Below are 24,901 nucleotides of genomic sequence, written 5' to 3'. Positions count from 1 at the left end.
TTCCGGAGAGAACAATCATGCTGAAGTTTACCGAAGAACACGAGTGGCTGAAGATCGACGGCGGCGTCGCGACGGTCGGCATCACCACCTACGCCGTTGAACAGCTCGGCGATCTAGTTTTCGTCGAATTGCCGGAAGTCGGTGCCACCTTCTCCAAGAACGACAATGCCGCAACCGTCGAATCCGTGAAGGCTGCCTCCGACGTCTATTGTCCGCTTGATGGCGAGATCACCGAAGTCAATCCGGCCATTACTGCCGATCCGTCGCTGGTCAATTCGGACCCGCAGGGCGCCGGCTGGTTCTTCAAGCTCAAGCTTGCAAACGCCGCCGATGCTGATGGCCTGCTCGACGAGGCGGCCTACAAGGAGCTCACCGCGTAATGACGACGCCGACAGAATTCCAGTTCACCGACTACCAGCCCTACGACTTCGCCAACCGTCGTCACATTGGCCCGTCTCCTGCCGAGATGACGGATATGTTGAAGGTCATCGGCTACAACAGCCTCGACAACCTGATCGACGCCACCGTGCCGCCTTCCATCCGCCAGAAGGCGCCGCTCGTCTGGGGCGCGCCGATGACGGAACGCGAGGCGCTCGACAAGCTGCGCGACACCGCCAACAAGAACAAGGTCCTCGTCTCGCTGATCGGCCAGGGTTACTACGGCACGATCACACCGCCGGTCATTCAGCGCAACATCCTAGAAAATCCGGCCTGGTACACGGCCTATACACCTTACCAGCCGGAAATCTCCCAGGGCCGACTGGAAGCGCTGCTGAACTACCAGACGATGATCTGCGACCTCACCGGCCTCGACGTCGCCAATGCCTCGCTTCTCGACGAAGCGACAGCGGCCGCAGAAGGCATGGCCATGGCAGAGCGCGTCTCGAAGTCGAAGGCCAAGGCGTTCTTCGTCGACGCCGCTTGCCATCCGCAGACGATCGAGCTGATCAAGACCCGCGCCGAGCCGCTCGGCTGGAGCGTCGTCGTCGGCAACCCCTTCACCGATCTCGATCCGGTCGATGTATTTGGCGCCATCTTCCAGTATCCGGGCACGCACGGCCACGTGCATGATTTCACCGGCCTGATCTCGCGCCTGCACCAGACCGGCGCCATCGCCATCGTTGCCGCGGACATCCTGGCACTGACACTCTTGAAATCGCCCGGCGAAATGGGCGCCGACATCGCCATCGGCAATTCGCAGCGCTTCGGCGTTCCGGTCGGCTATGGCGGCCCGCATGCGGCCTACATGTCGGTCAAGGACGCCCACAAGCGCTCCATGCCCGGCCGTCTCGTCGGCGTCTCGGTCGATGCCCGCGGCAACCGCGCCTACCGCCTGTCGCTGCAGACCCGCGAGCAGCACATCCGTCGCGAGAAAGCCACGTCGAACATCTGCACCGCGCAGGTGCTCCTCGCCGTCATGGCCTCCATGTATGCCGTCTTCCACGGCCCGAAGGGCATCAAGGCGATCGCCCAGCAGGTCCATCAGAAGGCCGTGCTGATGGCCAAGGGCTTGGAAAAGCTCGGCTACACCATCGAGCCGAATACCTTCTTCGACACCATCACCGTCGATGTCGGCCACATACAGGGCGTCATCCTGCGCGCGGCCGTCGCCGAGGGTGTGAACCTGCGCAAGGTCGGCGCCACGAAGATCGGCATGAGCCTTGACGAGCGCACCCGCCCGGCAACGCTGGAAGCCGTCTGGCGCGCTTTCGGCGCCAACTTCGCCGTTGCCGATTTCGAGCCTAGCTATCGCCTGCCGAAGGGCCTCGCCCGCACCAGCGAATACCTGACGCATCCGATCTTCCACATGAACCGCGCCGAGAGCGAGATGACCCGCTATATCAGGCGTCTGTCGGACCGAGATCTGGCGCTCGACCGCTCGATGATCCCGCTCGGCTCCTGCACGATGAAGCTGAATGCCACGGCCGAAATGCTGCCGATCACCTGGCCCGAGTTTTCCGACATTCACCCCTTCGTGCCGCCAGACCAGGCGCTCGGCTATCGCGAGATGATCGACGATCTCACCGACAAGCTCTGCGCCGTCACCGGCTATGACGCATTCTCCATGCAGCCGAACTCCGGCGCGCAGGGCGAATATGCGGGCCTCTTGACGATCCGCAACTACCATATCGCCAACGGCAATGGTCACCGCGACGTCTGCCTGATCCCGACCTCGGCCCACGGCACCAACCCGGCCTCGGCCCAGATGGTCGGCATGAAGGTCGTCGTCGTCAAGGTTCGCGAAAACGGCGATATTGACCTCGGCGATTTCCGCGCCAAGGCCGAGCAGTATGCGGACAATCTCTCCTGCTGCATGATCACCTACCCCTCGACGCACGGCGTCTTTGAGGAAACCGTCAAGGAAATCTGCGACCTCGTGCACAGCCACGGCGGCCAGGTCTATCTCGACGGCGCCAACATGAACGCCATGGTCGGCCTGTCCCGGCCTGGTGACATCGGCTCCGACGTTTCCCACCTCAACTTGCACAAGACCTTCTGCATCCCGCATGGCGGCGGCGGTCCCGGCATGGGCCCGATCGGCGTCAAGGCGCATCTGGCGCCCTACCTCCCCGGCCACCCGGAAACGGACGGACGCTCCGGCGCGGTCTCGGCGGCGGCCTTTGGCTCGGCCTCGATCCTGCCGATCTCCTGGAGCTACTGCCTGATGATGGGCGGCGAAGGGCTGACGCAGGCGACCAAGGTGGCGATCCTAAACGCCAACTACATCGCGGCACGGCTCAAAGGCGCCTATGACGTGCTCTACAAATCCGAGGCCGGACGTGTGGCGCATGAGTGCATCATCGACACCCGTCCGCTGGTGGAAAGCGCCGGCGTCACCGTCGACGACGTCGCCAAGCGCCTGATCGATTGCGGCTTCCATGCGCCGACCATGAGCTGGCCGGTTGCGGGCACGCTGATGATCGAGCCGACGGAATCGGAAACCAAGGCCGAACTCGACCGCTTCTGCGCAGCGATGCTGGCCATCCGCCAGGAAGCCCGCGACATCGAGGAAGGCCGCTCCGACAAGGTCAACAATCCGCTGAAGAACGCCCCGCACACCGTCGAAGACCTCGTCGGCGAATGGGATCGTCCGTATAGCCGCGAACAGGCCTGCTTCCCGCCCGGCGCCTTCCGGGTGGACAAGTACTGGTCCCCGGTCAACCGCGTCGACAACGTCTTCGGCGACCGCAACCTGATCTGCACCTGCCCGCCGGTCGAAAGCTACGCGGAAGCGGCTGAATAACGACACCTCTCGGTCCCTCCCCCTTGTGGGGAGGGGTTGGGAAGGCGTAAGCATCCGCACCACCGAAAACCCGCGATGCAAACACAGGTCACCCACCCCATGGCAAAATCCGACAGCGATATCACCCAGGCACTCTGGCCAAAGCCAGTGCTCTTGGCGCTGGAAGAACCCGGCCAGTACGTGACCATCGACACAACTCAGGCCGCCTCCTGGGCGATGATCGAGGACTGGCCGACCGAAGACGGGCCGGCACTCGACAAGGCCCTACTGGTCTGCGCCGACGTCATCAAGGGCAAGCGCACCAACGACGATGCCCGCAAAGCCTTCATCGCCGCCGCTGTCGAGGCCGGCATCGACATCAAGAGCTGAGCGCTCGGTTGCGCTTTCATTGTGTCGGCGTTCGCAGGGAGCAGCGGAGATTTTCGCTATCCCTTCTGTTGGCCCGCCGCCTCCAGGATCAACCCTGCAATGGCGTCCGGGTGCGAAATCAACGATAGATGGCTGGATTTCAGCTCGATGGTGTTGGCGCCCATACGCTTGGCCATGAAGCGTTCTAGGTCTGGATTGATCGTTCGGTCTTCGGTGGAAACGGCATACCAGCTCTGTTTTGAGCGCCATGCTGCCTGCGTCGTCTTACCAGTGAGTAGTGCCTTGTGGAACGGCTCCTGTACGGCATAGAGCACTTTCGCCTTCGCCTCAGGAAGATCTCCCGCAAAGTCACGCAGGAACGCCGCTTCAGTCAGTCGTCCCTCGTCTCCATCAAAAACGATGCCTGCGGAAGCTGGCGGTGTCGGAAATGTCTTGGCAAGGGCCGTGTAGTCTTCGCCGGCATCAGGTGCACGCGCAGCAACATAAACAAGTGCCGATACGCTCGGATGCACGCCCGCTTCGGTAACCAGCATGCCGGAGAACGAATGCCCGACCAGAACCGTCGGACCATCCTGCCGGTCGAGTACGCGCTGCACCGAGGCGACGGCCTCTGGCAGTGTCGTCAGCGGATTCTGCACGGCCGTGGCATTGAGCCCCGCGGCCTGCAAGCGCGCAATGACCTCCGTCCAGCAGGAGCCGTCGGCAAACAGCCCGTGCGCCAGGACGACGTTTCGCGCCTTCGCCGGCGCTGCAGGCGCGGCCATGCCACGGGTGGAGATGAGGGAAGCGGCAGCGCCTGCAACGAGTGCCGCTGAGAAAGTCCGTCGGTTCATCATCATGATCGGTGTTCCCTGAGCGTTGAACAATCAGCTGCGCGCGCGCAAGCCTCCGGCTCCGCACAAGCTGGCTTGTGAAATCTGCGTGGTTGGCTTTCCTGTCGCTGCCTCAGTAGCATCACTGGCGCTGTGCGACCCTACGAAACGACCAGTTTACAAGGCGCTTCACACGTGCCTTGCGCATGGTGATCGTTTCACAGATGAATCTATTCGCCACCCACCGCTCGGTCAATCGGGCACGCGCTACACATAGGTATAGGTGGCGTAAGGAAGGGAATCGAGTTCCCATGCAAGGCATTCGATGGCCCAACCGACGGGCGCTACCGACGGTTCCTGCGCCGACGATGCCCCCGCAGGAGGCGATAGCGATAGCGTCTGCCGGTCTGGCTTTTGGGCCGCTTGCGCCATATGGATTGGATTCGAGGCATCGACTGCAGCGCGGCATCGACATGACATTCTCGCACATCTTCCGCCTATCGATCTCAAGGAAACGATGACGTACGCTACTCGCCTCAACCCGTTTCGCCTCTACAACACGCGGAAGGTCGGTCCATATTTCAAGCGCGAGTTCGAACGCGTTGGCGCCGCATCGCCACAAATCCGTATCGCCTATAGCAATGCTGGCAATCCCCCTCGTGGTGTGCTGATCGAACGGCGCGGGCAAAATTTGACGCTCGTGCTTGAGAGCGTGGCGACACGCCGCCCGTAACATGAATGCGTTTAATCATAATGGCTCGCATTGTTTCCCAAGGTCTGCACGCATGTCGCGAATTTCGTCTCTCTTCAATCTGCCAGAGCCATGGCGTTACAGAGGCGTATTTAAAGGAGCGAATAGCCTCCGGAAGCGAGCGCTACGAGGCCGAAGAGGATCAACAGGTAGCTTGTTCCCCGCACGAGCTTTGTTGTGAAATCCCTTGGCAATTTGTTCCTGGCAAGGCTGACCGCTCCGCTCAGAAAGAACCACCAGGCAAGCGATCCGCTGAAGACACCACCTACGATGACGGCCGAACTGAAGCGCCGTGTCTCTTCTGTGAGACCAAACCCGGCAAATAGCGCACCGAATGAAAGAATCGTGGCCGGATTGGAGACCGTCAGCAAAAACGTCGCAAGCGTCGTGCCTATGAGCCCGACCGACCTGACATCGGCTGCCTGGACCGGATCGTGCGTCAGTCCTCGATAACCCAGCGCGAGAAGCAATAGACCTCCGACGATCGCCAAAGGCAGTCTCGCTGCCGACATCGTATCCTCGAAGACAGCGATGCCGGTGACCGCTGCCAGCGCATAACTGGCATCGCCGACCGCGGTCCCAAGGCCGCAGGAAAAACCTGCAGGAAAGCCGCGCTCCAGTGTGCGTTTGATACAGAGCATTCCGATCGGCCCGAGGGGCGCGGTGATAATGACACCCAGCAGAGCGCCCTTCGCAAACAGCAGTAGCATCGTTCAGTCGATTCCCTTCCCCAGGGGCAATCCCGCGGACTTTCAAAGAGAGCCCTTAAGGCGCAAGCGCGAAGAGGTAAAATGAAAAGGCCGCCGAAACCGGCAGCCTTTTCGAGAATTCGAACGATTGTGACAATCAATGCGCGGGAATGACGGCGTTGCCCTGCGCGGCGAGCGCCGCAAGATCCGCCGGTTTCAGTTCGACGGATTCGCCGCAGCCGCAGGCCGAGGTCTGGTTCGGATTGGTGAAGGTGAAGCCGGAGCGCAACGTCGTGCTCTCGAAGCCCATTTCTGTGCCGAGCAGGTAGAGCACCGCGGACGGTTCGACCCAGACCTTGGCGCCTTCGCGCTCGATCAGGTCGTCCTTCGCATTCGGATCGGTCACGAGGTCGATGGTATATTCCATCCCTGCGCAGCCGCCCTTCTTGATCCCGACGCGAATGCCCTTGGCCTCCGGTCCGGAGTTTTCGACAATCGCTTTCACGCGGTTCGCTGCAGCTTCCGTCATGCTCATTATTGCAAAGCCCATCGGCTTCTCTCCTTCCGCGCGCGGATTCAAGGTCCGGCGTTTCACGATTCAAATGTAGTGCCAGCAGCTTAACCGATCAATACCAGCCAGCAGTATGAGCCTGTCCGAAAAGGCTGCAACGTTTCGCCGTCATGCTAGTACCAGCCGACTGCGACCTGGGCCTCTTCCGACATGCGGTCCGGCGTCCACGGCGGATCGAAGGTCATTTCGACCTCGATGCCGGATACACCCTCGACCGCGCCGACGGCATTCTCGACCCAGCCGGGCATCTCGCCGGCTACCGGGCATCCGGGCGCCGTTAGCGTCATCATGATCTTCACCATACGGTCGTCTTCGATATCGATCTTGTAGATCAATCCGAGTTCGAAGATGTCGGCCGGGATCTCAGGATCGTAGACGGTCTTGAGCGCCGAAATCACATCGTCGCTGAGCCGCGCTAGTTCATCGGCCGGAATGCTGGAATGCACGATGCCTTCGCGCACGTCGATCTTCTGTTCGCTTTCGTCCAGGCTCATTTGGACACTCCTTTAAGCAAAGAACTTGCGCGCGTATTCCAGCGCATCGACCAAGGCATCGACCTCGGCGCGTGTATTATACATCCCGAAGGACGCCCGGCATGTGGAGGTGACGCCGAAGCGTTTCAAGAGCGGCATGGCGCAATGCGTGCCTGCGCGCACTGCAACACCCTGGCGGTCGATCACCATCGATACGTCATGCGCATGCAGACCGGCTAGCTCGAAAGAGAAGATGCCGCCCTTGCCCGGCGCCGTGCCGAAGACCCTCAGCGAATTGACCGCCTGTAGGCGCTCTGCGGCATAGGCGGCGAGATTCGCCTCATGGCGGGCGATCGCCTCGCGGCCGACCTTGTCCATGTAGTCGAGCGCATAGCCGAGCCCAATCGCCTGCACGATCGGCGGCGTCCCGGCTTCGAAGCGATGCGGCGGGTCATTGTATGTCACGGTATCTTCCGTCACCTCGAAGATCATTTCGCCACCGCCCTGGAAGGGCCGCATCTCGCGAAGCCGCTCCTTCTTGCCGTAGAGCACGCCGATCCCGGACGGGCCATAGAGCTTGTGGCCGGTCATCACGTACCAGTCGCAATCGATGTCTTGTACGTCGACAGGCATATGGACGGCTCCCTGCGACCCGTCGACGAGAACCGGAATGCCACGCTCATGCGCGATGCGGCAGATTTCCTTGACCGGAACCACGGTGCCGAGTGCATTCGACATATGCGTGATGGCGACGAGCTTCGTGCGCTCGGTCAGGCTCCTTTCGAAATCCTCGATATGGAAGGCGCCCTCGTCATCAACAGGCACCCAGACCAGCTTGGCGCCCTGTCGCTCTCTGATGAAATGCCAGGGCACGATGTTGGAGTGATGCTCCATGATCGAGATGACGACTTCGTCGCCCTCTCCAAGCTTCGGCATGCCCCAGCCATAGGCAACCGTATTGATTGCCTCCGTCGACGACTTCGTGAACACGATGTCGTTGACATCAGGCGCGTTCAGGAAGCGCCGCACCTTTTCGCGTGCGCCCTCATACGCGTCGGTCGCAGCGTTCGACAGGAAATGCAGACCACGGTGAACGTTCGCATATTCGCTCGAATAGGCGTGCGAAATCGCGTCTATAACCGCCTGCGGCTTCTGCGCGGAGGCACCGTTGTCCAGATAGACCAGCGGCTTGCCGTAGACTTCCTTCGCAAGGATCGGAAAATCCTTGCGAATGGCTTCGACGTCATATGAGGTTGCCGGAACTATCTTGTCCATGACGCTATCCGATCAGGCGTGTTTTTCGAGCCAGGCCGAAATGACGCTTTCCAGCGACTCGACCAGGGCTTCATCTTCGAGCTCTTCGACGATCTCGGCAACGAAGGCATTGACGAGCATTGCGCGCGCCTTGTTCTCCGGAATGCCGCGCGCCATCATGTAGTAAAGATGGTTGTCGTCGATGTCGGCAACCGTCGCACCGTGGCCGCACTGAACGTCGTCAGCGAAAATCTCGAGTTCCGGCTTCATCGAGAATTCAGCGTCGTCGGACATGAGCAAAGTGTTGCACGCCATCCTGGCGTCGGTCTTTTGCGCATCGGGGGCGACACGGATCATGCCTTGGAAGACGCCCTTGGCACGGTCGAAGACGACGTTGCGAATCACGTCGGTGGAGCCCGTATGCGGAACGTTATGGCCGAGAACCATGGTAACGTCGGTATGCGTTTCAGCGCCAAGCAGGTTGATACCACGAAGCGTCAGGTCGGCACCCTCGCCCGTTACCTTGATGTGCAACTCCTGGCGAACCAGCTTGCCGCCGGCATTGATGACGAAAAGCTTCAGCTTGGCATCGGCACCGAGATCGACACGGATCTGGCCGAGGTGCGTATCCGCTGCGCCCTGCTGCTGGATGATGATCCAGGTGAGCTCCGTACCCTCGCCAACCGTGACGTCACTGACGTGAGACACGAAGGCGGCATCGGAGGTCACTGCAAGGTGACGTTCGATGACCGTCGCCTTTACGTTTGCACCGAAGCTAACTGGCAGGCGTGTGTGCGTCTGGCCGCCAGCGTGAACGAACTGAATCTCGAGCGGTTCCTCAAGCGCAGTTTCGGCGGCGACTTCAATGACGTAGCCATCCCGCACGAAGCTGCCGTTGATGCGGCCGATCGTATCGTCACTGCCGAGTGCGCCGAGGCCGATGGCAGCCGTGCCGTTCGAAAGCTGGGCCGCGTAGCCCGAAATGTCGAGGCCATCGACCGAAGCCTTCAGATTTGGCACACCCTGAATAACCGAAAGAACCGAGGATTCCTCAACCAGCGGGTCGCGGGCTTCCGAGCCGGCGTCGCCTGCCTGTTCCGGAATGGCGCGCAACAGTGTCTTGAGGTCGGTATAGTGCCAGGCCTCGATGCGGCGCGTCGGCAGGCCGGCCTTCTTCAGGTCGTCAAGCAGCCTGTCGCGGATGGCGATGACCGAACCGTCGCCCGGCAATTCGCCGATCTGGTTGTTGAAAGCCTCGATGAGCGCCGCTTCCGCGGTGGTCTGGCGGCTCGTCGTCTGCATGTTCATGAGACCCGTCCTTTCCGCCCAGATCAGGCTGCAGCGTCGATGATGTCGGCGTAGCCGTTGGCTTCCAGCTCATGCGCCAGTGTCTTGTCGCCCGACTTGATCACCTGCCCCTTGTAGAGAACGTGAACCGTGTCCGGAACGATATAGTCGAGCAGGCGCTGGTAGTGGGTGATGACGATGACGGCGCGGTCCGGCGAACGCAGCGCGTTGACGCCATCGGCAACGATCTTCAGTGCATCGATGTCGAGACCACTGTCGGTTTCGTCGAGAACGCAAAGGTGCGGCTGCAGCAGCGCCATCTGCAGGATTTCGGCGCGCTTCTTCTCGCCGCCGGAGAAGCCGACGTTCAGCGGACGCTTCAGCATTTCGGTGTTGATCTGCAGCTTGCCGGCAGCGTCCTTGACGAGGCGCATGAAATCAGGCGTCTTCAGCTCGTCTTCGCCGCGTGCCTTGCGCTGTTCGTTCATCGCGACTTTGAGGAACTGCATGGTGGCAACACCGGGAATTTCGACTGGGTACTGGAACGCGAGGAAGATGCCCTTGGCGGCACGCTCGGCAGCATCGAGTTCCAGGATGCTCTCGCCGTTGTAAAGGATGTCGCCTTCGGTGACTTCATAGTCTTCGCGGCCTGACAGGATGTAGGAGAGCGTCGACTTGCCAGAGCCATTCGGGCCCATGATGGCGGCAACTTCGCCAGCCTTTACCGTCAGGTCCAGGCCGCGGATGATCTCGGTGCCGTCTTCGGCGATGCGGGCGTGCAGGTTCTTAATTTCAAGCATGGTCTTGTCCCATAAAAAGCAATCGGAGAAAGGCGCGATCCACGCGCCCTCGCGCATTCATGTCGTGTTGCGTCAGCCGACGCTGCCTTCGAGCGAGATGCTGATCAGCTTCTGCGCTTCGACAGCGAATTCCATCGGCAGTTCCTGCAGGACTTCCTTGACGAAGCCGTTGACGATCAGGGCGATCGCCGCTTCGGTCGGGATGCCGCGTTGCAGGCAATAGAAGAGCTGGTCCTCGGAGATTTTCGAGGTGGTTGCTTCGTGCTCGAACTGCGCCGTCGAGTTCTTCGCTTCGATATATGGCACAGTATGCGCGCCGCACTTGTCGCCAATCAGCAGCGAGTCGCACTGTGTGAAGTTACGAGCGTTCGACGCCTTGCGGTGAGCCGAAACCTGGCCGCGATAGGTATTCTGCGATACGCCGGCAGCAATGCCCTTGGAGACGATGCGGCTCGAGGTGTTCTTACCGAGATGGATCATCTTCGTGCCGCTGTCGATCTGCTGATGGCCGTTGGACACGGCGATCGAGTAGAACTCGCCGCGGCTGTCATCGCCGCGCAGGATGCAGGACGGATATTTCCAGGTGATCGCCGAGCCGGTTTCGACCTGCGTCCACGAGATCTTCGACCGGTGACCACGGCAATCGCCGCGCTTGGTGACGAAGTTGTAGATGCCGCCCTTGCCTTGTGCGTCGCCCGGATACCAGTTCTGCACCGTCGAATACTTGATCTCGGCGTCATCGAGTGCAACGAGTTCGACTACCGCCGCATGCAACTGGTTCTCGTCGCGCTGCGGCGCGGTGCAGCCTTCGAGGTAAGAAACGTATGCCCCTTCCTCGGCGATGATCAGCGTGCGCTCGAACTGGCCGGTGTTCTTCTCGTTGATGCGGAAGTAGGTGGACAGTTCCATCGGGCAGCGAACGCCCTTGGGAACGAACACGAAGGAGCCATCGGTAAAGACAGCCGAGTTCAGCGTCGCATAGTAATTGTCGCTCGTCGGAACAACCGTGCCGAGATACTTCTTCACGAGATCAGGATGCTCGCGGATCGCTTCCGAGATCGACATGAAAATCACGCCGGCTTTCTTCAGCTCCTCTTTGAATGTCGTGACGACGGAGACTGAGTCGAAGACCGCATCGACGGCAATCCGCGGTTTCTCGACGCCAGCGAGTATTTCCTGCTCCTTGAGCGGAATCCCGAGCTTTTCGTAAACCTTGAGGATTTCAGGATCGACTTCATCAAGCGACTTCGGGCCAGGCGTGCTCTTCGGCGCGGCGTAGTAATAGATGTCGTTGAAATCGATCTTCGGATAATTGACGCGCGCCCAGGTCGGTTCTTCCAGGGTCAGCCAGCGTTTGTAGGCCTCGAGACGCCATTCGAGCATCCATTCCGGCTCCTGCTTCTTGGCGGAAATGAACCGGATGATGTCTTCGGACAGGCCCTTGGGTGCCTTGTCCATTTCGATGATGGTCTCGAAACCGTATTTGTACTGATCGACGTCAATCTCGCGGACGCGATCGACCGTTTCCTGGACGGCGGGCATGTCATTCTCCAATCTCGCCGGAGAAAAGGTCCGGCAGCTTGTCGTTCGGGCAGTATCGTTTGCCTTGTATGTAGGTGGCCAAAAGGGACTTTTCAGCCCGAATGGCAAGCGGAAATTTGCGTTTCCGCAAATTTATGAAGCGGTCACGCCGCCTCCCCGGCCGGCTTGCGTCGAGCGGCTATTTTCGCAAAGACGGAAATCGCCTTGTCGATCTCCTCTTCGGTCGTGGCAAAGCCCAACGAAATGCGCAAAGCACCGAGCTTGGGGTCACGCCCCATGGCAACCAGAACATGGCTTTCCCCGACCTTGCCGGAGGAGCAGGCGGAACCTGCCGAGAGCGCCACACCTTCGAGATCGAAGGCGATCTGGCCCGTCTCGGCCTTCAGCCCCGGAAGGGTGAAAAAGGTCGTATTCGAGACGCGTTGTCCCGCGGCGCCGTAGATGACGACGTCAGGCGCAGCCCCTCGCATTCCGGTTTCCAATCGATCACGCAGGGCCGAAACGGCCTCATTGCGCTGAAGGAATTCCGCAACGGCGGCTTCGGCGGCGGCGCCGAAACCGATCACCGCAAGTGAATTCTCTGTCCCCGAGCGGTGACCCTTCTCCTGGCCGCCGCCATGGATCAGCGGCCGCGGCATCAGGACTTCGCCACGGGTGATCAGCGCACCGGTGCCTTTCGGGCCGCCGAGCTTGTGCGACGAGATGATCATGAAATCGGCGCCGAATGCGTTGATATCGAGCTTCAAACGACCCGCTGCCTGCACAGCATCGACGACAAGCAGACCACCATGCGCCTGTACGATCTTCGCAACGTCGGCGATCGGCTGAACGATACCGGTCTCGTTGTTAACAAGCATAACCGCGACCATCGGCAAGCCACTCGATTTGTCATGAGCAGCGAGCAAAGTGCCAAGCGCATCGAGATCGACGACACCGGCCTCGGTAACAGGAATTTCCGTCGTTTGTTCCTTCGAAAACCGGCCGCCTTCGCGCACCGCGGGATGCTCGACGGCCGAGTAGTAAAGTTGGCCGATTGCGAGCGGCGTCCGCCCCATCCTGAACTCGGGCGTCAGGACCATATTGGCCGCTTCGGTTGCGCCGCTCGTGAAGATCACATGTGCAGGATCGGCGCCCGCAAGCGTCGCCACTTGGCGCCGCGCACGTTCTATGGCCGCGCGGACAGTTCGGCCTTCGCCGTGAACCGAGTTCGGGTTGCCGAACAGATCCATCGCGCGCAGAACGGCGTCGCGCGCCTGCGGATGCAGCGGCGAAGTCGCGTTCCAATCGAGATAAAGGCGTGGCGGCGCCATGATCTTTCGTCCTGCGCTAAAATCCTTGCGAGGCGGCTCGGCTCATTTTCCTTGAAATTTCGGCCGGGCTTGCCTTATGACACATCCCACAATGCGTGGATCGCCATGCAAGTTTCGAATTGTTCTAAACTGCGTTTTAGAAAAGCTGACAACGTTCGTCAAGTCTGCGCAGCGTGAACGCGAAGAAATAAACGCCGGAGTACAGATGCCCGAAGTCATTTTCAACGGCCCCGCAGGCCGCCTTGAAGGCCGCTACCAGCCCTCCAAGGAAAAAAGCGCGCCGATTGCCCTCATTCTGCACCCGCACCCCCAGTTCGGCGGCACGATGAACAACCAGATCGTCTACCAGCTCTTCTACATGTTCCAGAAGCGCGGGTTCACGACATTGCGCTTCAACTTCCGGGGAATCGGTCGCAGCCAGGGTGAGTTCGACCATGGTGCCGGCGAGCTTTCGGATGCCGCATCTGCGCTCGACTGGGTGCAGAGCCTGCACCCAGATTCGAAGACCTGCTGGGTCGCCGGTTATTCCTTCGGCTCCTGGATCGGAATGCAGCTGCTGATGCGACGGCCGGAGATCGAAGGCTTCATGTCGATCGCGCCGCAGCCGAACACCTACGACTTCTCGTTCCTCGCGCCCTGCCCGTCCTCCGGCCTCATCATCAACGGCGACGCTGACAAGGTGGCACCCGAGAAGGATGTCAACGGCCTCGTCGAGAAGCTGAAGACGCAGAAGGGTATCTTAATCACGCACCGCACGGTGCCGGGCGCCAACCACTTCTTTAACGGTCAAGTCGAGACCCTGATGGGCGAATGCGAGGATTACCTCGATCGCCGCCTGAACGGCGAACTGGTACCCGAACCGGCCGCCAAGCGGATTCGCTAGGCTGACCGCATCCCGCCGGTCAATTCGAACGTCGGGCAAGACAATCCGTCAACGATCATCGGCATGCGGCCTCGCATGCCGATTTTCGTTAGGACATGCTGAGATGCGGCATTGTCCGGATGCGTGAAGGCGATAAACTTCGACGCGACGTTCCGCGCGAAGAACCAGTCGGCCAGCCCGCCCGCAATCTCGGTCGCATAGCCCTTGTCCCATTCCTGCCGTCGAAGCGAATAGCCGAGTTCGAATTCCTGCCGCTCACCGCCGAAAAGCGAGAACCCCGCGCGGCCAATGAAGCGATCGTCCTCGCGGCCGAGGATCTTGTACTTCGTAATTCCGTCGCGCGCTTGCTCGCCGAACCAGTTGCGTAACCGTTCCTCCGACTTCTCGCGCGACCACGGAGCAGCACCCGAGAGATATTGCGTCGTCTCGATGGTGGAGTGAAGCTCCTGGATCAGGCCCGCATCGTCCGGTTCCCACATGACCGCGACAAGGCGCGGTGTCTCCAGAATGACCGGCGGCATCACGGCTTCACCACAACACCGCCGCTTACCGGCGCACGCACGCCCGTTGTCCCGGGAAACGTCAAGGGCAAGCCGTCCAACGACCTCACCGCGAGATAGGCCCAGGCTTCCGCCTCCATTGAATCTCCGTTGAAACCAGCCGCCTCCGCAGAAATCACTTGGGCGCCCTGGCGCCGGGCGATATCTCTCAAATCCAGCATCAGCACGCGATTGAGGCGACCACCGCCGCAGACGATGTAAAGCGTCGGCGTCACCGGCAGGTGACCGGCGGACTTGATGATCGAAGCGGCAGCGACGTAGGCAAGCGTGCGCGCACCATCGGCAAGTTCTGCATCTGCGCCCGACGGCGGCGGAAAGTCGTTGCGGTCGAGCGAGCGCCGCTTCCCCGCGGTAAAGAACGGGCTGTTCAAATAACGATCGGCCAGCTCGGCGATGATCCGACCCTCCGAAGCGATCATGCCGCCCTGATCGAACGGCACACCCGCATGGGTCTCGACCCACTGGTCGATCAGCGTATTGCCGGGTCCACTGTCGTAGCCGACGATGACGCCGTCTGCGCCGATATAGGTTAGGTTGGAAATCCCGCCGATATTGACGAAGCAGACCGGCAAAGCCGCGTTGATGAGGTTGGCGGCAAGTGCTGCATGATAGACCGGAACCAACGGCGCACCCTGGCCGCCATGCACCATGTCGTTGGCACGGAGGTCGTAGGCCACCGAAATGCCCGTCTCCCGCGCCAGCAGTGCCCCATCGCCGATCTGCACGGTCAACGCCTCGTCCGGCCGATGTAGCACCGTCTGCCCGTGAAAGCCGATGACATCGATCGAGGCCGCATCGAGCGCATTTGCAGCCAGAAATTCCCTAACGGCAACTACATGACGTAACGTCAGTTCGCGCTCGATAGAGGCCAGATCGCCCAGCCGTTGCTCACGTTGGGTAATGGTTTTCGCCTGCTCCAGTGCCAGCTTCAACCGATCACGGAAGGCCGGATCATAGGGAACGTTGAGGAAAGGCCCGCGTTCGACGACCGCCCGGCCATCCGTGCGCAGCAGCGCCACGTCGATACCGTCCATCGATGTTCCGCTCATCAAGCCGATCGCGGTCCTGACCTTCTCCATGACCCCTCGCTGGAAGATTCCTGCCAAATGGTGACTGTTCGGCAAAACAGTGCTAAACGCGCCGCGTCACTTCAACAATAGCCAATCCGAAAATCCGCACCCGAGAGCAAAAGGTCATGTCCGAGTTCAAATCCGATTTCCTCCGCACGCTGAAAGAGCGCGGCTTCATTCATCAGATCTCCGATGAATTGGGCCTCGACGAACTCTTCGCCAAGGAAACGGTAACGGCTTATATCGGCTTCGACCCGACGGCGCCCAGCCTGCATGCGGGCTCGCTCATCCAGATCATGATGCTGCACTGGCTGCAAGCAACCGGTCACCGCGCCATTTCGCTGATGGGCGGCGGCACCGGTATGGTCGGCGACCCCTCCTTCAAGGACGAGGCACGCCAGTTGATGACTATTGACACGATCGAGAGCAACATCGCCTCGATCAAGCGCGTCTTCTCGAACTACCTGACCTACGGCGACGGCCCCAAAGATGCACTGATGATCAACAATGCCGAGTGGCTGCGTTCGATCAATTACCTCGAGTTCCTGCGCGACGTTGGCCGGCATTTCTCCGTCAACCGAATGCTGTCCTTTGACAGCGTCAAGACGCGCCTTGATCGCGAGCAGTCGCTGTCGTTCCTCGAATTCAACTACATGATCCTGCAGGCCTACGACTTCGTCGAACTGGCCAAGCGCTACGACTGCCGTCTGCAGATGGGCGGTTCGGATCAGTGGGGCAACATCGTAAACGGCATCGACCTCGGTCACCGCATGGGGACGCGGCAGCTCTACGCGCTGACCTCGCCGCTGCTGACGACCGCTTCCGGTGCCAAGATGGGCAAGTCCGCGACCGGCGCCGTCTGGCTCAATGCCGACATGCTGTCGGCCTATGACTTCTGGCAGTACTGGCGCAACACCGAAGACGCCGACGTCTCGCGCTTCCTGAAGCTCTACACGACGCTCCCGATGGACGAGGTCGCACGCCTGTCGGCGCTCGCCGGCTCGGAGGTCAACGAAGTCAAGAAGATCCTGGCGACCGAGGTGACCTCGATCCTGCACGGCCGGACAGCCGCCGAACAGGCTGCCGAAACCGCCCGCAAGACCTTCGAGGAAGGAGGCCTTGCCGAAAACCTTCCCTCGGTCGAGGTCCCGGCTGCCGAACTGGACGACGGTATTGGCCTGCTGTCGCTGATCGTCCGCGCCGGCCTTGCCGCTTCGAATGGCGAGGCGCGCCGCCACGTTCAGGGCGGTGCAGTGCGCATCAACGACCAGGCAGTCAGTGACGAACGCAGGATCATCGGCAGCGGCGAGATCACCGCCGATGGCGTCATCAAGCTGTCGCTCGGCAAGAAGAAGCACATCCTGATCCGCTGCGCCGCTTAAGTGCGGCCAACGTCAGAAAAGGAAAGCCGGCCTCGCGCCGGCTTTTTCGTGCCTATTGGAATTCGAAGATGTTGCGGAAGACGCCGGGCGCGATGATCGACAACGGATTGATGATCATATCGGGGGACTCCAATTTCCCTGTCAGCTTGAACGTGATGCCGATCAGGCCGCGGTCCGTGCCATTGCCGAGGATGATACCGATCAGAGGCAATTCGGCGAAGAGCCGGTTCAGGCCATAGGCGGGCATGAAAGTGCCTGTCATGTCCATCCTTCCGCGCTGGTCGCGCACCATGCCTTGGAACACTGCGCCGACCTGATCGCCACGCACGACGCCGTTCTCAATGCTGATCGCGCCGTTCGTTGAAACGATCCGGGCAAAGCCGCGCTGGAAGCGCTGTGCAGAGGTGTCGATGTTCCGCTTCACCGCTGAATTCAGGCTCCGTTGCTCCTGACCGACCGGCGTCGAAACGATCGAGTGCAGGCGCTGCTCATTGACGAGAGAGAAGCGCCTGATGTCGATCGACCCGTCCCAGCTGTCGCCCGCGCCGAGGCGGATCTGCAGATTGAGCAAGCCGCCCGTCATGTGCTGATAGAGATCGGCGAAGCGCGAGACGGAGCCCGCATCCCCGCTCGTGATATTGATGACGCCATTGCCCTTCGTCCGGGCGACGAACGCCTCGCCGCTGTCGGTGACACCGGTGAAATTCAGTGACTGCAGCCTGCCATCCGCCGAAACGTAAAGCATGTCTACATTCCGCACCTTCTCATCGTTGAAGCCGACGATGCGACCGAGCTTGGCCCGTATGGATACGCTACCGCTCTGGTCGTCGTCGCTTTCGCCATTGCTGCCGGCCTTCAATCTGGAGATGATCGGACGGGCATCGGCACTATTGCCAGATACGGAGACATCAAGCCCTCCCTTGTTGCGCTTCACCGAAACGGAAAAATCGTCAAGAGAAGATAGTTTGACGCTGTCGAGATCCGCCTTCACCAGGCTGCCCTTGCCGATGACGAGAGAGCCGTTCGCGCCGAATCCGTCGCCTTTCAGGACGAAGTTCTTCAACTGCGTGTTGTCGGCTGGGCCGGATGCTTCGAACGTAGCCGTGGCGCCGATACCGCTTCCCTTGGACCATCCCATCCATGGCAGCGATAGGCGGGCCCTTCCAAGGTCGATCGTGACCCCTTGCCGGTCCTGATCGATGCGATTGAGTTCAACGTCGATGCTGCCATCGATGATGTTGTTGAGGCCGGGTAGCAGCTTTTCCCGCTGATCGTTGTTGAGCGTAGCGGTAATGTGTTGCTGCGGCTGAACGCCGGAAGATTTATCCGTGGGCTCGACAAGCTCGATACCGGCGGGAATGCCGTCGATCAGCCCTTTTCCGTCGACGCTTACCTGCTTCGGATCAGCGTTCAGGACCCCGTCGAGGCTCGTGATTTTACGGCCCGAAATCGGCTTGGCGATATCGAGATCCTGAAGCTGCAACACCGCCTTCCATTCGGCCGGCGGAGGATTTTGCGACGAGATCAGCCCGAGGCGTGCCTGCACGTTCGCCGACACCTTGCCCGTGAGATCCTCAGGCACGAGGCCCGCACGCTGCAATACCTGGATCGGCTTGTAGGTCAGCAATTCGCCGACCGCGTCCGCCGCGCCGGAAATGGGAAGATTGAGTTCGGCCATGAGCGGCTTGTCGTAGGTCGACGGAAGGAGAAACGTACCCTCGCCGACGTTTACCGATCGTCCCGACGGGAAGAACGCCGTCCCGCTCTTGATCGAGATCGTCGCGCGCGGACCGCTCAAATCAAAATGCGCATTCGTATCGCGGATCGGCGGGATGTCGCCGACCACGTTCATCCGCGTACCAGCGATGTCGAACGCAATGCGGATCTGGTTCTCGTCGAGTTTCAGCCCCTTACCCACCGCCTCGTCCATGCGTCCGAACGGAATGAAGACGGAGATTGAAGCGTCGCTGACGGTGCCCCCGAAGAGGTTGCGTTCAACCCACTCGCGGCCCTTCGACGCCATCCAGAACGGCCATAATTGCTTGACGGCCGTTGTCTGCAGCTGCTGTGACTGACCGGCAAAGCTGATTTCCGGTGAGACGTCTCCGAAGCGGACATGCAAGGAGGCGAAGAGGCCGCCGGCCGGGCTCGAAACCCGCATATTCTCGAATTGCAGTTCGCGGCTGGCAACCAGGTACCGACCGGTCGCCTGGATATCGAAGGCAAGGGGTTGCTCTCCGGATCCAGTTGGCGCCGCCGTGCCGCCACTCACAAGCAGATCGATACCGAAGCCCTTTCCTGCGGAGGCATCGATCTTGTCCAGATCGATAAGGGCACCGGTGAGCGGTACCGACGTCGCGCCGAACTGAACGCGTGACTTGGCGATCTCGAGCGTTTGCTTGGAGAAATCATAGGCAAGGTTGATGCTGCCGCCGCTCAACTCCTGCTGGTCGCCGTCCATATAAAAGTGCCCCGGCTTCAGCTCGATCGAGGCATCGAGCGCAGGCGAAGCGTGATCGCCGGTACGAACGGCAGAGATCGCCAAGTCTCCAGTGCCATCGATGCCTTGCCGGATTTGACCTTCGACGTTTCGCTTGAGCGTGAACGGCCCCAGATCGACGCCTGCCAACTGCCCTGTCAACTTCGAAGTATGCCCGCTGGCCATTTCCGTGACGACGCTGAGTGTTGCCGGTTTGCCGTTGATCGCGACCTCGCCATCCAACGCCAGCGCGCCCTGGCGTGTCCTCGAGAAGGCCAGACTGTCGATTACGATCGAGAGTGGACCGTTTGCCGTATCGGCCAGCTTGATGTCGATGCCCGAGAGCTTGACCGACCGGGTTCCGCCGCGCTCTACGAAGCTGTCGATCATGTCAAGTTGAGCAAATGCCGCTTCCAGCGCGGCCGGGATTTCGTCGATCCTGACATCATCGAGCTTGAGCGGTTTTCCTGACGGCAGCAACGCCGTATCGAGCGCGATATCTTCGGCCTCGATCTGCGCAATCGCTATTCGACCGCGGAAGAGTTGCAGCGGGTCGAGTGCCATGCGCATGGCATGCGTCGTCGACAGGTGCTGGCCGCTCTTCTCGTCGATCATGTTGACGTCGCGCGCCTCGAGCGCAAGGCGCAGGTTCGATGTAAAGCGGATGACCGTCGAGCCGACCTCGGCCCGATAGCGCGGCCCGATAGCGGAGTTGAGGGCAGCCTGCGCCTGCCGCGAAAGCGGCGCGTCGAATATGCCGCTTTCCACCGTGAAGACAATCGCGGCGAGCACGAACAGAATAACGGCAATGCAGCCGCCCGTGGCACCAGCAGTTCTGCGCATGCGCGAACGCGTTGGCGGGCAGCTGACGATGATGGGATCTTCGGCCTGCGCCGAGGGAAGCTCATGCAGTGCGACGATATCTTTCTTGCGGAATGTAATTTTCTCGCCGCGGATCGCCGACATGCGTCTCGCCTAACTCTTTAATTTGTGGTCTGGACCAGACTGGCTGGACGATCGTTCGTCCAATATATATCTGGCAAATCACCTGTTATCCATAAACTCGGCAAAAGAAAGGTTTCTCCATGGCGGATATCAGCATCGGCACCGCGGCGCCCGACTTTGATCTCCCGCGTGATGGCGGAGGCCGCGTCTCGCTTGGTCATTTCCGCGGCAAACCACTGATACTTTTCTTCTATCCCAAGGATGACACGACGGGGTGCACGGCGGAATCGCTCGCCTTCACGGCGCTTGCCGGCGAATTTGAGAAAGCTGGCGCCGGCGTTATCGGGATGTCTCCCGATTCCGTGAAGTGCCATGACCGGTTCATCAAGAAGCACGACCTTGCGGTCGTCTTGGCGTCTGATGAAGAGAAGACGACGCTGGAAGCCTATGGTGTGTGGAAGCAGAAGACCATGTACGGACGCAATTTCATGGGTGTGGAGCGCACGACTTTCCTCATTCGCGAGGATGGGACGATCGGAACGATCTGGCAGAAGGTGAAAGTGCCAGGCCACGCCGAAATCGTCCTTGCCGCTGTGCAGAACCTGTCGCGATGACGTCTCGGTCCAACGTCACATCCCTGCGCGGCGGAGCGATCGACGCCATCCGCGCAACCGATCTCGATGAGAAGACCACGCTTGCCCAGGAAACTGCTACACGTTGGTTCCGTCGCACGCTGTCACTGCGTTCGCCGCTTGACGCGCCGCTGCCCGAGAGGCCGGGCCGTCCGGACAAGCCAGAGCTGATCCCGCCGACGCAGGTCGAAAAGCGTTCCTTGCATACGGTCAAGGGGCGCATCGCGCTGCTGCATGCCATCGCCCATATCGAACTCAACGCTGTCGACTTGGCGCTGGATATCGTTGCCCGATTCGCCACCGAGCCGGTGCCGAACTCCTTCTTCGACGGGTGGATGCAGGTAGCCTTCGAGGAGGCGAAACATTTCCGCATGGTGCGCGCCCGCCTGAGAGACCTCGACGCGGACTATGGTGACCTGCCCGCGCACGACGGCCTGTGGCAGGCGGCGCACTCGACGAGAAATAACCTGACGGCGCGGCTTGCGGTCGTTCCGCTCATCCTTGAGGCCCGCGGGCTCGACGTCACGCCGTCGCTGCAGGCCAAAATGCGCGAATCCGGCGATCTGGAGAGCGCAGCCGTGCTTGATGTCATTTACAACGACGAGAAAGGGCACGTCGCGATCGGCGCCAAATGGTTCCGCTTCCTCTGCTCCAGGGAAAAACGGGATCCTGCACGGACATTCCACGAATTGGTGCGCGCCAATTTCCGCGGTCCGTTGAAGCCTCCCTTCAACGACATCGCGCGGGCCGAAGCGGGCCTGACGCCGTCCTTCTACCGGTCGCTAATATCGACGAGCAACGCCTGATCCGATAGCGACAGCCATGCTGACCTAAGTAAATATTAACCATAATGGTGCGTAATCGTGGCAATTGAGGCATCGGCCGTCAATTGGGAGATTCTCCGTGACGCATGCACAGCATAGCCGCGTATTCGGTCAGCGAAAACAAGAGCATATACTGATCCTGGCGAGCGGCGACCGGATCCGTCACCTGACTGTCAAGCCGTGGATGGCAGCACTCGGTTTCTGTTTCGTCGGCGTCTTTGCGATCGGCTATCTGCTGGCGACGTCCTATCTCGTGCTGCGTGACGACCTGATCGGCGCCGCGATGGCCAGGCAGGCGCGCATGCAGCATGACTATGAAGACCGCATCGCCGCTTTGCGCGCCCAGGTGGACCGCGTTACGTCGCGTCAATTGCTCGATCAGCAAGTTGTCGAGGACAAGGTCGACAAGCTGATGGAGCAGCAACTGGCGCTTACCTCGCGCCACGGTAAGCTGGGCTCGCTTCTTGACCGCGCCGAGAATTCTGGACTGGGCGGCAAGGAGACGACACCGCTGCAGTCCTACGCTCCCGAATCAAACGACAAGCACGCCTCGCTTTCCGGTGCAGTTCAGGCAATCGAAAATCAGCTTGCGGGGGCTGACGCACCGGAAGACATGGCCTCCGACAACGCTACCCTCGCTGACGTGCCGGCACATGAAACCGTTGGCGACCGCGCCGACCGTGTTTTCTCCAAGGTGACGCTGTCGTTGAAGGACATCGAGCAGAAGCAGCGCAATCGCATCGCGCAATTGACGAGCGACGCGGGCGGAACAGCCAATGCCATATCGAAGGTCCTGACACGTTTCCGCATTTCGGTGCCAGCCGAGCGCGTGACGCAGGATGACAGCGCAGTCGGCGGACCGTATGTCGAGCCTGAAAGCGCGGATGATTTCGATACCTCGCTTTCGCAGCTTGACGATGCCCTCACCCGCCTGGAGTCGGTGCGGAGCACGGCGGAATCGTTGCCGTTCCAGAACCCGGCCATTGGCAAGGAGATTACCAGCTCGTTCGGGAACAGGCGCGATCCGTTCCTCGGACGCCTGGCACTTCACTCCGGCATCGATTTCCGTTTTGCGCCCGGCGAGAAGGTTCGCCCGACAGCGCCCGGCAAGGTGATCGCTGCAGGCTGGACTGGCGGCTACGGCAACATGGTCGAGGTGGATCATGGCAACGGTATTTCTACGCGCTACGGCCATATGTCGGAAATTCTCGTGAAAGTCGGCGACAAGGTAGACCGCACTGACGTGATTGGCCTTGCGGGCAGCACGGGCCGATCCACCGGTACGCATTTACACTACGAGGTCCGCCAGGATGGTCGTGCCGTCGACCCCATTTATTTCATGAACGCGGGCTTGAAGCTTGCCAGTTACATAAAGTAACTACGGGCACTAACCACCTCTTTACCTCTGCACTGGTCGCAAAGCCTGTATTCCTTGACTTAAGGACAGTTTCGGCTTATGTCGCGCTGCATTGCGGCATGCAATCACGCCGACTCAATCAGAGTACGGCCGAACCGGAACGGAAACAGTTTTCCCTTTGACGACATTTGCTGATCTTGGCTTGAGCCAAAAAGTGCTTTCCGCTGTCACCGACGCGGGCTACACGGTGCCAACCCCTATCCAGGCTGGCGCCATTCCCTTTGCGCTGGAACGCCGCGATATTTGCGGCATTGCGCAAACAGGAACGGGCAAGACGGCCTCCTTCGTCTTGCCGATGCTGTCGCTGCTGGAAAAGGGCCGTGCCCGCGCCCGCATGCCGCGCACGCTGATCCTCGAGCCGACCCGCGAGTTGGCTGCGCAGGTCGCGGAGAACTTCGAAAAGTACGGCAAAAATCACCGGTTGAATGTCGCGCTGCTAATCGGCGGCGTCTCCTTCGAAGATCAGGATCGCAAGCTTGAGCGCGGTGCCGATGTTCTGATCTGCACGCCCGGCCGCCTGCTCGACCACTTCGAGCGCGGCAAGCTCTTGATGAGCGGCGTTGAGATTCTCGTCATCGACGAAGCCGACCGCATGCTCGACATGGGTTTCATTCCCGATATCGAGCGTATCGCCAAGCTCATTCCGTTCACCCGCCAGACGCTGTTCTTCTCGGCAACCATGCCGTCTGAGATTCAGAAGCTCGCCGATCGCTTCCTGCAGAATCCGGAACGCATCGAAGTCGCCAAGCCGGCATCGACGGCAAAGACGGTAACGCAGCGCTTCGTCGCCTCGCATGGAAAGGATTACGAGAAGCGCGCCGTTTTGCGCGACCTCGTCAAAGCGCAGACCGATCTCAAGAACGCGATCATCTTCTGCAACCGCAAGAAGGACGTTTCCGAGCTCTTCCGTTCTCTGGACCGCCACGGCTTTTCTGCCGGCGCTCTGCACGGTGACATGGATCAGCGCTCGCGCATGGCCATGCTGCAGAACTTCAAGGATGGCAACCTCCAGCTTCTCGTGGCTTCCGATGTCGCCGCCCGCGGTCTCGACATTCCTGACGTCAGCCACGTCTTCAACTTCGATGTTCCGATCCATTCCGAGGATTATGTGCATCGCATTGGCCGCACCGGCCGCGCAGGCCGTTCCGGCGCTGCATTCACCATCGTCACCCGCCACGACCAGAAACATGCCGACGCGATCGAAAAGCTGATCGGCGAGAAAGTTGAGTGGTTGAGCGGCGACCTTTCCGCCTTGCCCCCTCCCGAACCCAGCCGCGACGACGATCGCTCGCGCCGCAAGGGTCGAGACAAGGACCGCGGTCGCGCCAAGGGCCGTGGAGGTCATAAATCTGATATCGCCGTCGCAGATAATGACGTCGAGACGATGGAAACAGCAGCACCAGCAAAGGTCGAAAGCGTGAAGCAAGAGCGCAAAGCAGAACAACACAAGCCGCAACACAACACGCGCGCCGCTCGTCCTTACCCGGCAAACGATGACAATCGCGATCGCCGCCGCTACCGGGACCACGACGACGGCCCGACGCCTGTCGGCTTTGGCGATGAGATTCCAGCCTTCATGCTGATCACGGCCAACGCCAAGATCTGAC

22 protein-coding genes are annotated in these 24,901 nt (G+C 60.5%); 10 read left to right on the top strand and 12 right to left on the bottom strand.

The window, feature by feature from the left end; all coding sequences use genetic code 11:
* The first annotated feature begins 17 nt into the window (after positions 1–17).
* From gcvH to LPU83_RS49895, 3 genes are all read left to right on the top strand, one after another.
* The gene (gcvH, locus tag LPU83_RS49905) at positions 18–380 is read left to right on the top strand and encodes a glycine cleavage system protein GcvH (RefSeq protein ID WP_024312701.1); all 363 of its coding nucleotides are present in this window, start codon (positions 18–20) and stop codon (positions 378–380) included.
* The gene (gcvP, locus tag LPU83_RS49900) at positions 380–3,244 is read left to right on the top strand and encodes an aminomethyl-transferring glycine dehydrogenase (protein ID WP_024312702.1); all 2,865 of its coding nucleotides are present in this window, start codon (positions 380–382) and stop codon (positions 3,242–3,244) included. Before gcvH ends, gcvP begins: the two co-directional genes overlap by 1 nt.
* A gap of 99 nt (positions 3,245–3,343) precedes the next feature.
* The gene (locus LPU83_RS49895; protein ID WP_029709861.1) at positions 3,344–3,613 is read left to right on the top strand and encodes a DUF982 domain-containing protein; all 270 of its coding nucleotides are present in this window, start codon (positions 3,344–3,346) and stop codon (positions 3,611–3,613) included.
* A 56-nt stretch (positions 3,614–3,669) separates the two neighbouring features.
* Here the strand turns inward: LPU83_RS49895 and LPU83_RS49890 are convergent, their stop codons facing one another.
* Positions 3,670–4,452 (bottom strand): alpha/beta fold hydrolase, encoded by a 783-nt coding sequence (locus LPU83_RS49890; protein WP_024312704.1) that lies wholly within the window; start codon positions 4,450–4,452, stop codon positions 3,670–3,672.
* Positions 4,453–4,942: 490 nt separating this feature from the next.
* Here LPU83_RS49890 and LPU83_RS49885 point away from each other — a divergent pair, with 490 nt between their 5' ends.
* Positions 4,943–5,158, top strand: a complete 216-nt coding sequence (locus LPU83_RS49885; RefSeq protein WP_141652529.1) for a hypothetical protein — start codon at positions 4,943–4,945, stop codon at positions 5,156–5,158.
* A gap of 110 nt (positions 5,159–5,268) precedes the next feature.
* Here the strand turns inward: LPU83_RS49885 and LPU83_RS49880 are convergent, their stop codons facing one another.
* The 8 genes from LPU83_RS49880 to LPU83_RS49845 all read right to left on the bottom strand — a co-directional run bounded on the left by LPU83_RS49880 (position 5,269) and on the right by LPU83_RS49845 (position 13,102).
* Complete coding sequence (locus tag LPU83_RS49880; RefSeq protein WP_024312706.1) at positions 5,269–5,886, bottom strand: LysE family translocator; 618 nt, start codon at positions 5,884–5,886, stop codon at positions 5,269–5,271.
* A gap of 136 nt (positions 5,887–6,022) precedes the next feature.
* Complete coding sequence (gene sufA, locus LPU83_RS49875; RefSeq protein ID WP_024312707.1) at positions 6,023–6,415, bottom strand: Fe-S cluster assembly scaffold SufA; 393 nt, start codon at positions 6,413–6,415, stop codon at positions 6,023–6,025.
* A 134-nt stretch (positions 6,416–6,549) separates the two neighbouring features.
* Positions 6,550–6,930, bottom strand: coding sequence for an SUF system Fe-S cluster assembly protein (locus tag LPU83_RS49870; protein ID WP_024312708.1), 381 nt, complete (start codon positions 6,928–6,930; stop codon positions 6,550–6,552).
* 12 nt (positions 6,931–6,942) lie between these two features.
* The gene (locus LPU83_RS49865; RefSeq protein WP_024312709.1) at positions 6,943–8,184 is read right to left on the bottom strand and encodes a cysteine desulfurase; all 1,242 of its coding nucleotides are present in this window, start codon (positions 8,182–8,184) and stop codon (positions 6,943–6,945) included.
* Between the two features lie 12 nt (positions 8,185–8,196).
* Positions 8,197–9,471, bottom strand: a complete 1,275-nt coding sequence (gene sufD / locus LPU83_RS49860; RefSeq protein ID WP_024312710.1) for a Fe-S cluster assembly protein SufD — start codon at positions 9,469–9,471, stop codon at positions 8,197–8,199.
* 23 nt (positions 9,472–9,494) lie between these two features.
* Positions 9,495–10,250, bottom strand: coding sequence for a Fe-S cluster assembly ATPase SufC (gene sufC, locus LPU83_RS49855; RefSeq protein WP_024312711.1), 756 nt, complete (start codon positions 10,248–10,250; stop codon positions 9,495–9,497).
* Between the two features lie 72 nt (positions 10,251–10,322).
* The gene (gene sufB, locus LPU83_RS49850) at positions 10,323–11,792 is read right to left on the bottom strand and encodes a Fe-S cluster assembly protein SufB (protein WP_024312712.1); all 1,470 of its coding nucleotides are present in this window, start codon (positions 11,790–11,792) and stop codon (positions 10,323–10,325) included.
* Positions 11,793–11,935: 143 nt separating this feature from the next.
* Entirely contained in the window at positions 11,936–13,102 is a 1,167-nt protein-coding gene (locus tag LPU83_RS49845; RefSeq protein WP_024312713.1) for a cysteine desulfurase family protein, read from the bottom strand.
* A gap of 205 nt (positions 13,103–13,307) precedes the next feature.
* Here LPU83_RS49845 and LPU83_RS49840 point away from each other — a divergent pair, with 205 nt between their 5' ends.
* On the top strand, positions 13,308–13,985 hold the full coding sequence (locus tag LPU83_RS49840) for an alpha/beta hydrolase (RefSeq protein WP_018902229.1): 678 nt from the start codon (positions 13,308–13,310) through the stop codon (positions 13,983–13,985).
* Here LPU83_RS49840 and LPU83_RS49835 read toward each other — a convergent pair.
* Together LPU83_RS49835 and LPU83_RS49830 are read right to left on the bottom strand one after the other, a co-directional pair.
* Complete coding sequence (locus tag LPU83_RS49835) at positions 13,982–14,506, bottom strand: GNAT family N-acetyltransferase (protein WP_037069771.1); 525 nt, start codon at positions 14,504–14,506, stop codon at positions 13,982–13,984. The two genes, LPU83_RS49840 and LPU83_RS49835, sit on opposite strands and share 4 nt — an antisense overlap.
* The gene (locus LPU83_RS49830; protein ID WP_024312715.1) at positions 14,506–15,624 is read right to left on the bottom strand and encodes an anhydro-N-acetylmuramic acid kinase; all 1,119 of its coding nucleotides are present in this window, start codon (positions 15,622–15,624) and stop codon (positions 14,506–14,508) included. Before LPU83_RS49830 ends, LPU83_RS49835 begins: the two co-directional genes overlap by 1 nt.
* A gap of 116 nt (positions 15,625–15,740) precedes the next feature.
* Between LPU83_RS49830 and tyrS the strand changes: the two genes are divergently transcribed.
* Positions 15,741–16,997: a tyrosine--tRNA ligase gene (tyrS, locus tag LPU83_RS49825; RefSeq protein WP_024312716.1), complete on the top strand. Its 1,257-nt coding sequence runs from the start codon at positions 15,741–15,743 to the stop codon at positions 16,995–16,997.
* Between the two features lie 52 nt (positions 16,998–17,049).
* Here the strand turns inward: tyrS and LPU83_RS49820 are convergent, their stop codons facing one another.
* Positions 17,050–20,442: a YhdP family protein gene (locus tag LPU83_RS49820; RefSeq protein WP_024312717.1), complete on the bottom strand. Its 3,393-nt coding sequence runs from the start codon at positions 20,440–20,442 to the stop codon at positions 17,050–17,052.
* A gap of 119 nt (positions 20,443–20,561) precedes the next feature.
* Here LPU83_RS49820 and LPU83_RS49815 point away from each other — a divergent pair, with 119 nt between their 5' ends.
* The 4 genes from LPU83_RS49815 (at position 20,562) to LPU83_RS49800 (ending at position 24,900) form a co-directional block, all read left to right on the top strand.
* Positions 20,562–21,035 carry a peroxiredoxin gene (locus LPU83_RS49815; RefSeq protein WP_024312718.1) on the top strand — a complete coding sequence of 158 codons (474 nt, stop codon included), beginning with the start codon at positions 20,562–20,564 and terminating at the stop codon, positions 21,033–21,035.
* Entirely contained in the window at positions 21,032–21,859 is an 828-nt protein-coding gene (locus tag LPU83_RS49810) for a ferritin-like domain-containing protein (protein WP_024312719.1), read from the top strand. The genes LPU83_RS49815 and LPU83_RS49810 overlap by 4 nt, the downstream gene beginning before the upstream one ends.
* A 97-nt stretch (positions 21,860–21,956) precedes the next feature.
* Complete coding sequence (locus LPU83_RS49805) at positions 21,957–23,255, top strand: M23 family metallopeptidase (RefSeq protein ID WP_024312720.1); 1,299 nt, start codon at positions 21,957–21,959, stop codon at positions 23,253–23,255.
* A 157-nt stretch (positions 23,256–23,412) separates the two neighbouring features.
* Positions 23,413–24,900, top strand: coding sequence for a DEAD/DEAH box helicase (locus LPU83_RS49800; RefSeq protein WP_024312721.1), 1,488 nt, complete (start codon positions 23,413–23,415; stop codon positions 24,898–24,900).
* The last annotated feature ends 1 nt before the right edge of the window (position 24,901 follow it).

Origin of the sequence: Rhizobium favelukesii, assembly GCF_000577275.2 — a bacterium.
In the GTDB taxonomy this organism is placed as follows: Bacteria; Pseudomonadota; Alphaproteobacteria; order Rhizobiales; family Rhizobiaceae; genus Rhizobium; species Rhizobium favelukesii.
The sequence above is the reverse complement of the archived record's forward strand: the minus strand, read 5'-3'. Positions and strand labels throughout refer to the sequence as shown.